The organism is Wolbachia endosymbiont of Drosophila tristis, from assembly GCF_028981745.1.
In the GTDB taxonomy this organism is placed as follows: Bacteria; Pseudomonadota; Alphaproteobacteria; order Rickettsiales; family Anaplasmataceae; genus Wolbachia; species Wolbachia pipientis.
The window spans coordinates 1-8,062 of record NZ_JAPQLN010000058.1 but is presented as its reverse complement, the minus strand read 5'-3'; the positions used below and the strand labels follow the sequence as shown (position 1 = coordinate 8,062).

8 protein-coding genes are annotated in these 8,062 nt (G+C 36.1%); 4 read left to right on the top strand and 4 right to left on the bottom strand.

The window, feature by feature from the left end; genetic code table 11:
* Positions 1 to 295 precede the first annotated feature (295 nt).
* Together ccmA and OZD64_RS02125 are read right to left on the bottom strand one after the other, a co-directional pair.
* A complete protein-coding gene (ccmA, locus tag OZD64_RS02130; RefSeq protein WP_007548816.1) occupies positions 296 to 919 on the bottom strand; it encodes a heme ABC exporter ATP-binding protein CcmA in 624 nt (207 codons plus the stop codon).
* A gap of 3 nt (positions 920 to 922) precedes the next feature.
* Positions 923 to 1,354 carry a hypothetical protein gene (locus OZD64_RS02125; RefSeq protein WP_010082661.1) on the bottom strand — a complete coding sequence of 144 codons (432 nt, stop codon included), beginning with the start codon at positions 1,352 to 1,354 and terminating at the stop codon, positions 923 to 925.
* 190 nt (positions 1,355 to 1,544) lie between these two features.
* Here OZD64_RS02125 and aspS point away from each other — a divergent pair, with 190 nt between their 5' ends.
* Both aspS and OZD64_RS02115 read left to right on the top strand, forming a co-directional pair.
* Entirely contained in the window at positions 1,545 to 3,347 is a 1,803-nt protein-coding gene (gene aspS, locus OZD64_RS02120; protein WP_274999220.1) for an aspartate--tRNA ligase, read from the top strand.
* Positions 3,348 to 3,408: 61 nt separating this feature from the next.
* Positions 3,409 to 4,671, top strand: a complete 1,263-nt coding sequence (locus OZD64_RS02115; protein ID WP_038198717.1) for an MFS transporter — start codon at positions 3,409 to 3,411, stop codon at positions 4,669 to 4,671.
* 7 nt (positions 4,672 to 4,678) lie between these two features.
* Here the strand turns inward: OZD64_RS02115 and OZD64_RS02110 are convergent, their stop codons facing one another.
* Together OZD64_RS02110 and pdhA are read right to left on the bottom strand one after the other, a co-directional pair.
* Positions 4,679 to 5,602, bottom strand: coding sequence for an RluA family pseudouridine synthase (locus OZD64_RS02110; RefSeq protein WP_006279888.1), 924 nt, complete (start codon positions 5,600 to 5,602; stop codon positions 4,679 to 4,681).
* 408 nt (positions 5,603 to 6,010) lie between these two features.
* Entirely contained in the window at positions 6,011 to 6,991 is a 981-nt protein-coding gene (gene pdhA / locus OZD64_RS02105) for a pyruvate dehydrogenase (acetyl-transferring) E1 component subunit alpha (protein WP_213862931.1), read from the bottom strand.
* Positions 6,992 to 7,046: 55 nt separating this feature from the next.
* Here pdhA and hemJ point away from each other — a divergent pair, with 55 nt between their 5' ends.
* The gene (gene hemJ, locus OZD64_RS02100) at positions 7,047 to 7,475 is read left to right on the top strand and encodes a protoporphyrinogen oxidase HemJ (RefSeq protein ID WP_038198723.1); all 429 of its coding nucleotides are present in this window, start codon (positions 7,047 to 7,049) and stop codon (positions 7,473 to 7,475) included.
* 46 nt (positions 7,476 to 7,521) lie between these two features.
* On the top strand, positions 7,522 to 7,800 hold the full coding sequence (locus tag OZD64_RS02095; protein WP_274999219.1) for a hypothetical protein: 279 nt from the start codon (positions 7,522 to 7,524) through the stop codon (positions 7,798 to 7,800).
* Positions 7,801 to 8,062: the final 262 nt, after the last annotated feature.

Below are 8,062 nucleotides of genomic sequence, written 5' to 3'. Positions count from 1 at the left end.
AAAAAAGGCAAAAGAAACCCTAGGGTAGCTAGTTATTCACTATCCATTTTTTAAGTTGGCGTTTTTTTATGTTTTAAACGCTTTATAAGCGCGTTTCAGCTTATGTAGGTAGAAGTTTGATAAAGACATAAGGTGCACATAGTGCAAAAAATTAAACATGAGACGCCAGATTCGTGAGTTTTTTTGTCATTTAATCTGTACAGAGAAGATAAATAAATAGCTTCAGTGTTTATGATAAGGGGGCTGGCGGAGTTTGTCAAGCAAGTTTTTTATTTCTAGCGGTTATTGCCAAAAACTATACAAGAAGTCTATTGAAATTACGTATATCAATCGTTGTAAAATCACACAATTGCTCTGTAGAGCTATGCCCTGTAATAATTACTATACCATTTTGCTCAGAGCGTATTGAGATTAGGTTCAGCACTAATTCACACGTTGCACTATCAAGATTACAAAATGGTTCATCTATCAGCCAAACGTTTGCATTAGAAATCAAGAGGCGAGCAAGCGCAACTCTCCTTTTCCAGCCTGCAGAAAGTTCGCCATATCTAATATTAAGTACAGGTTGCAACTGCAAGCAACAAATAGCTGCCACAATCAATTCTCTAGTATTTCGTATTCCTGCCCAGAATTCTACGTTTTGAGCAACAGTTAAGCTATCTTTACAGGCATTCTTATGGCCTATATAGACCATAGAAGATATATAGGATTTTGGATCATCATATATATCTTTTCCGCAGTGCCTTATATTGCCTGATACCGGCGGTAAAAGTCCAGATAAACTTCTAATTAAGCTGGTTTTACCACTACCATTTGGACCAGTGATTAGAATCTTTGATTTTAGCTCAGCTTTAAAACTGAGATTCTTAAATAGTACCTTATTATTACGAGTGCAGGATAAATTTTCACATTCAAGCATGGATTATCTGCCCTTTCCCTTATGTTTACCTTGAGTTGAAGCCTGAGCTTTTACAAACAGCTCCCAAAATCCTTTCTGTCCGCCTTCTCTATGTATCAATTGTGCAAAACGCTGCATTAAACCATTACCCATCATAACCATCTTTGTCCATTTACCTACCGGTTTTGCTATGTCAACTATTTCTGGATCTTCTTTATAAACTTGCACATCTTTTTGCTTCTCACGCAGTATTTCCTGTTGTTTCATCAACTCTTTTTGCTTATTTTTTTGATATAATTCATTGAATTTTCTGTCTTCTTCCCACTCTTCTTTAAAAACTTTTCTAGGAAATATGATTTTTCTAATGCGATTTTTGTATATTTTTCTCAAAAAGAGAAATACTTTGACTATAGCAAGTAATGCTATACTATATATAATAATTTGTCCGAAAGACATTTTCTGTACTCAGCTTACGCCACATTATATTATACCATAATTATAGAAATTGTGCAATTTTTGTGTGAGTAAAGACAGTATAAAAGTAATACTGCTCTATTTCGTAAACTGGACAAATATCTGACGAATGGGCTTGTATGTGGTAAGGTTTATTTCTATACTTTTTAAAGAATTTAGAAGTGAAACAAATATGAACTGCTACAAGACTCACACGTGTGAAGAATTAAGAAAGAATGATGTAGAAAAGGAAGTTACCCTTTCTGGATGGTTATATCGTAAGCGCGACCATGGTAACCTAATTTTTGTTGATTTAAGAGACTTCTACGGAATCACTCAGCTAGTATTTAATAATGACAAAGACTTTTTTGATGAGATATCAAATTTAAAATTGGAGAGTGTAATTACTGTTACAGGAATAGTTGAAGCTAGAACTGAAGATACGGTAAACAGCTCTATTTCTACCGGAGAAATCGAGGTGATAGTCAACAATTTGCGCGTTGAGTCGGAAGTTGAGTTCCACTTTGATGAAGAAATAGCAAAAGAAGAAAGAAGTATATTGGCAAGCATTACCGGCGAGCAAGAATACCCAGAAAACATGAGATTTAAATATCGATTTCTTGACTTAAGACGTGAAAAAGTCCGCAACAATATTATTTTGCGCTCACAAATTATTGCAGAGCTCCGCAAGCTCATGATAGAGCGAGGATTTTTAGAGATTCAAACTCCAATACTCACTGCTTCCTCTCCTGAAGGAGCACGCGACTACCTAGTGCCAAGCAGGCTAAATCCTGGCAAGTTCTATGCATTGCCACAAGCTCCGCAGATTTTCAAACAGTTGCTCATGGTTTCAGGGTTTGATAAATATTTCCAAATTGCACCGTGTTTTCGTGATGAAGACGCAAGGGCTGACCGTTCTCCGGGAGAGTTTTATCAGCTAGATCTTGAAATGTCTTTTGTAACTCAAGAAGACATCTTTCAGATTATTGAGTCTACCTTATATAGAGTGTTTGCTAAATTTTCTCGCAAGTCTGTCGATAAAGATTTTCCACGCATTACATACAAAGAGGCAATGCTTAAGTATGGTTCTGACAAGCCAGATTTGCGTAATCCACTATTAATCAGCGATGTTACAGAAATTTTTCGTGATTCAGGGTTCAATATTTTCAAAAGCAATATTGAGCGTGGTATGGTAGTGAGAGCCATCCCTGCACCTAAAACAGCAGAGGAACCACGCAGCTTCTTTGATAAAAAGATAGAACATGCGCAAAAAGAATTCGGTGCTAAGGGTCTCGGATATATAACGTTTGATAAAGATGGAACTGCGAAAGGCCCAATTGCTAAATTTCTTGATGAAAATAGGCTAAACCACATAAGAGGAGCAACAAACATAGAGCCAGGAGATAGTGTATTTTTTGCTTCTGACAAAGAGAATGAGGCGGCAAACATTGCAGGAAAAGTACGCACTCTTTTAGGGTCAGAACTCAGTCTTATAGATGATAATATCTTCAAGTTTTGTTGGATCATTGATTTTCCATATTTTGTATATGACGATAAAAGTAAAAAAATCGATTTCTTTCATAACCCATTCTCCATGCCACACGGTGGTCTGAAAGATTTAGAGGACAAAAATCCACTGGATATCCTTGCTTACCAATATGATCTTGTTTGCAATGGAATAGAACTGTCAAGTGGGGCGATTCGTAATAACAAACTGGATATCATGTATAAAGCTTTTGCCATTGCAGGTTATAGCCGGGGAGAAGTTGATACAAGATTCGGTGCACTTGTACGTGCATTCAGATTTGGTGTTCCTCCTCATGGTGGAATAGCACCAGGAGTTGATAGAATAGTTATGCTGCTTGCTGATGAGCCAAATATTCGTGAAGTAATCTGTTTTCCTATGAACCAGCAAGGTGAAGATGTTCTAATGGGTGCTCCTTCCAAGGTGGAGGATAAGCATTTACGTGAATTATCCTTGAAGGTTATTGAATGAAAAATTTTATAGCAAGGAGCACCGGTTAATGATATATTAGGTTATGTTAAATTGAAAGACCATGAATAATATCCAAAAAGCAATACTATCGGGCATGATCTGTAACATGATTGTGTGGTATGAACTCACTCTTTTTGGAGTATTAACAGATACAATCATCAACGTTTTTTTCCCATCAGAAGATCATTATTTGAGTACACTCAAATTCCTTGGTGTTTTTGCAATTGGTTTTGCGTTTAGACCAATTGGTGCAGTAATTTTTGGTTATATGGGAGATAAGTATGGCAGAAGAAAGACTTTACTTACTTCAGTAATATTAATTTCAATATCATCCACAATTATGGGAATTATACCTGGGTATAAAGAAATAGGGTTGCTTTCACCTGTATTGCTTGTGTTTTGTAGAATAGTGCAAGGAATAACTGCAGGAGGTGAAACAAGCATTAATACAGCATTTACGATAGAGCATTCAAAAGATAAAAAAAATCTAGGTTTCTTAGGAAGTATGAAGCCCTTTAGCGGAGCCCTTGGAACGCTCTTATGCATAACAATGATATTTATCTGCAAAAGAGTGACAGGTGAGAACTATGAAATATGGGGATGGAAGTTGCTTTTTTATTTTTGCTTTTTTTGGGGGACAATAGGTTTTTTAACTAGGTACATATTAAAAGAAAGCTTAGCATATAAAACTAATAAGTACGCTAATAATTTAGCACATTCACCATTGTTAGAACTAGTAAGAAACTATAAAAGACCGCTTATTATTTCAATCAATCTGGGAATTGCTCAGAATGCAATTGTCTACGCAGCAATAATGTTTTATAATATATCAATAAAAGAGCTAGTTATTTTATCTATTAGTGTTAAAGATTTAATGAGGATAGTAATACAGGTTGTATTTGCAGCATCTGCGGTACTTTTTGCAATTTTATCTGATAAAGTTGGAAGAAAACGCGTAATGATTCCTGTACTGATTATGCTATCTCTGATTGGTACATGTGTATTACCATTATTATCTTCCGTTAACCACTATGTCGTAATAATAACTTACTTATTGATTACTATACCAGTAGGTGCATCTTTTGGAATATATGGTTCTGTTATTTGTGAACTGTTTCCAACAAAAGTAAGATGCACTGGCGTAAGCTTAGCAAATAATATATCTGCAGGAATTTTTGGTGGCCTTTCTCCATACATATGCATGTGGCTTATAGAAAAAACCGAAACAAAACTTGCAGCAGGCATTTATCTTACTGCCTGCGCATTAATTAGCCTAATATCTGTGCTTCAAATTAAAGCCAAAGACAGAAAAGTTGATTGGTGAAATCGTTTCAGTCGAAAAATAGCGCTTCAATGGATTTTTCGATGTGTTTAGTGATAGGAGCGGTGATAGTGATTTCTTTATTGTTTGGCAGTTTTAAAGATAAAGAATGCGAATGAAGGTGAATTTTATTTGCTATCCCATCAATAAAAGCTTTTTTACCACCATATTTACCGTCACCAAGAATAGGGCAATTTATATGAGCTAAATGTGCACGTAACTGATGGGTTCTGCCGGTAATTGGTTGTAATTTTAAATAAGCAACATTGTGTTTGGATTTTGCTATAATTGAAAAATGCGTAGTGGCATTCTGAGGTGAATTTTCATCAACGACCACTTTTTCTTGACCTGAAACATATTTTTTCACCAATGGATAGTCTATTGTTCCACTATCCTTGCTCGGTATGCCAGAAGTTAATGCTAAATAAGTTTTTTTTACTCTTCGTCCTTTAAATTCTTCCATAAGGTATCTGGCAACATTAGCGTTGCGTGCGAATATTATCACTCCACTCGTATCTCTATCTAGCCTATGGACAATTTTAAATGTTTCTCCCTCTCTTATTTGGTCAAGCAAATCACTCATGCTAATCTTTACTTTTACGCCACCTTGAACGATGACCCCTGCGGGTTTGTTTATAGCTAGTATATATTCGTCTTCATATAATATGTTCTCTCTTAGTAGATTCACTAACTTTTCATTATATTTGCGATCAGAATTAGCGTTTTCAATATAATTCAAGTGCTTCAGCGTTATAGTTTGCCCAGAATTTACTCTATCACTGGACTTTGCTTTGCAATCATCAACTTTGATTAATCCTTTCCTTAAAGATTTTTCAATTACAGATTGCTTTAGATCAGGAAAGATTCTTCTGATGTACCTATCCAGCCTAACGTTATCGTCTTCTATTAATATGGTTTTTATACTTTGTAGCATTCCATTATTTATAATGAATATCTAGTGAAATGTCAATTATTGGTGTCATTCCAGTGTCAAGCACTGGAATGACACCGAAGGGGCTACTGCCGTCATAAAGGAACCAGTGTCAGCTACTCGGATGACAGGAGAAGGAGACTACTGAGATGACAGCTAGCCTGACAACCGTCATCCCGCTGCTTGTTAGCGGGATCTAGAGATACCGCGAATGAATCGCGGTATGACGGTTCGCGGCGGCATGACGTAGAGCTTGCGTTAGCTATACTTTTATACTCACCAACTCAGCTGGATCCAAGTAGTCAGAGCACTGAGATGACAAAAAAAGGAGGGCACTTGGATGACGGGAGAAGGAGCTATTTGGATGACATCGTTTACTATACAATGTTTGTACAGTTCTGGATAAAAAAATTAGCTAACAAATTTATAAACATCAGTATACAGCTCATCAACGCTTGGTTCTTTACTATTTTTGGCAAAATCTTCCGACTTTTTTACTAAATCACGTATTTCCTTATCAATGACTTTGCACTCTTCTTCTGAAGCCATTTTATTATCTGTCATGTATTTCTTTAAAGTGCTTATAGGGTCATGATTTTGCTTCATATCTTCAACTTCTTCTTTTAAGCGATAAGTAGCAGGATCTGACATTGAGTGACCGCGATATCGATATGTCTTCATTTCAAGCAGGATAGGCCCTTTTCCGCTGCGTGTGTGTTCCGCTGCTTCGCTTGTAGCCTCATAAACAGAGAAAAAATCCATTCCATCAACTTGTTTTCCAGGAATACCAAAACTTTCTCCTCTTTTATATAACTCTGTTACTAAAGTTGACCTTTGCACGGAGGTTCCCATTGCGTATTCATTATTTTCTATGATGTAAACCACAGGCAACTCCCACAAAGATGCCATATTAAACGATTCATATACTTGTCCTTGATTTGCAGCACCGTCGCCAAAATATGTAAATACCACATTATCTTTTTTCTTATATTTATTAGCAAATGCTATTCCTGTGCCAATTGGAACTTGTGCTCCCACTATTCCATGCCCGCCGAAGAATTTTTTTTCAACGTCAAATACGTGCATCGAACCACCTTTACCTTTCGAGCATCCTGTTTCTTTGCCGGTAAGCTCTGCCATGACAACATTTGGATCAGAATCACATGCGAGCATTAAGCCATGGTCTCTATAACTTGTGATAAAAGCGTCACCTAATTTTGATGCAGCTTGAGTTCCAACTGCAACTGCTTCTTGTCCTATTGATAGGTGACAGAACCCGCCTATTAATCCCATCCCATATAATTGTCCTGCTTTTTCCTCAAATTTGCGTATGAGTAGCATTTTCCTGTAGAATCCAATTATCTGTTCTTTAGTGAAATTTTCTGCTTTCATATCGATTTCTTTTTCATTAAACTAACACAATACCAGGAATTTTAAATTTTTGCTAATGAACTATTACCACTGGCTTGAGGCTTTTCACGTTATCTCTGTTATCATGTGGATGGCAGGTATGCTTTATTTACCCAGGCTTTATGTCTACCATGCAACTGTAAAACCGGGATGGGAAAATGATAGCTTGCTTCAAACAATGGAAAAGAGGCTACTTAGATATATCATAAACCCTGCAATGCTTTTCTCACTTGGTCTTGGAATTACACTAATGGTTATTAGGGAAGCATATCGTGAAGGATGGTTTCATGTAAAAGCATTTGCAATACTTTTGATGTTAATTATTCATATGCTACTTGCAAAATATAGGAAAAATTTTGCAATGGGTTCGAATAAGAAGTCACATATTTATTTTCGCGTTTTAAATGAAGCAGTTACAGTATTGATAATAGTTATAGTTATTATGGTTGTTGTAAAACCTTTTTGACTGACCTTACCCAAAAAAAGCAGAAAGCTCGTATCTGTTCAGATGCATGGCTAATGCTGAAATAAAAATTCCAGTGCTCCCTTTCTTGTCATCCCAGTGCTTGACACTGGGATCCAGCTTTCTTTACAAATTCACCAAAAGTGCTTCATTCTATAACGCAAAACCCATACTCACCAAACTCAATGCATTACTTGCAATTAAGTCTCCTGGATGCCAGTGTCAAGCTACTCGGATGACACCATTCTTTTTCCTGGATCCCAGTGTTAGCTACTTGCATGACACCATTCTTTTTCCTGGATCCCAGTGGGCTTTGTTGCATCGCTAGCTATGATGGATAAAGATAAAAAAGGTAGAGAATATCAGTAGCTTATTATTCTGGTATTTATAACAAGAACGGTCAGTGAATACCTAAATTTGAGTAAAAGAAATTTCACTACCACTCACTAATCCGGCTAAAATTCAAGAATTTCAATGCTTTAGCTATTTTCAATAGAATTAAATTTATTAATATAAATAATAAATTACTATTCTTAAATTTGATCAGATTGATTGCAAAAAAACAAGATTTTCAATAGGTTGCTTATAAT

Excerpts from the sequence above, each read along its gene's own strand:
- hemJ (WP_038198723.1), top strand. The coding sequence starts at position 7,047 with ATGAACTATTACCACTGGCTTGAGGCTTTTCACGTTATCTCTGTTATC.
- OZD64_RS02115 (WP_038198717.1), top strand. The coding sequence starts at position 3,409 with ATGAATAATATCCAAAAAGCAATACTATCGGGCATGATCTGTAACATG.
- OZD64_RS02110 (WP_006279888.1), bottom strand. The coding sequence starts at position 5,602 with ATGCTACAAAGTATAAAAACCATATTAATAGAAGACGATAACGTTAGG.
- OZD64_RS02095 (WP_274999219.1), top strand. The coding sequence starts at position 7,522 with ATGGCTAATGCTGAAATAAAAATTCCAGTGCTCCCTTTCTTGTCATCC.
- pdhA (WP_213862931.1), bottom strand. The coding sequence starts at position 6,991 with ATGAAAGCAGAAAATTTCACTAAAGAACAGATAATTGGATTCTACAGG.
- aspS (WP_274999220.1), top strand. The coding sequence starts at position 1,545 with ATGAACTGCTACAAGACTCACACGTGTGAAGAATTAAGAAAGAATGAT.
- OZD64_RS02125 (WP_010082661.1), bottom strand. The coding sequence starts at position 1,354 with ATGTCTTTCGGACAAATTATTATATATAGTATAGCATTACTTGCTATA.
- ccmA (WP_007548816.1), bottom strand. The coding sequence starts at position 919 with ATGCTTGAATGTGAAAATTTATCCTGCACTCGTAATAATAAGGTACTA.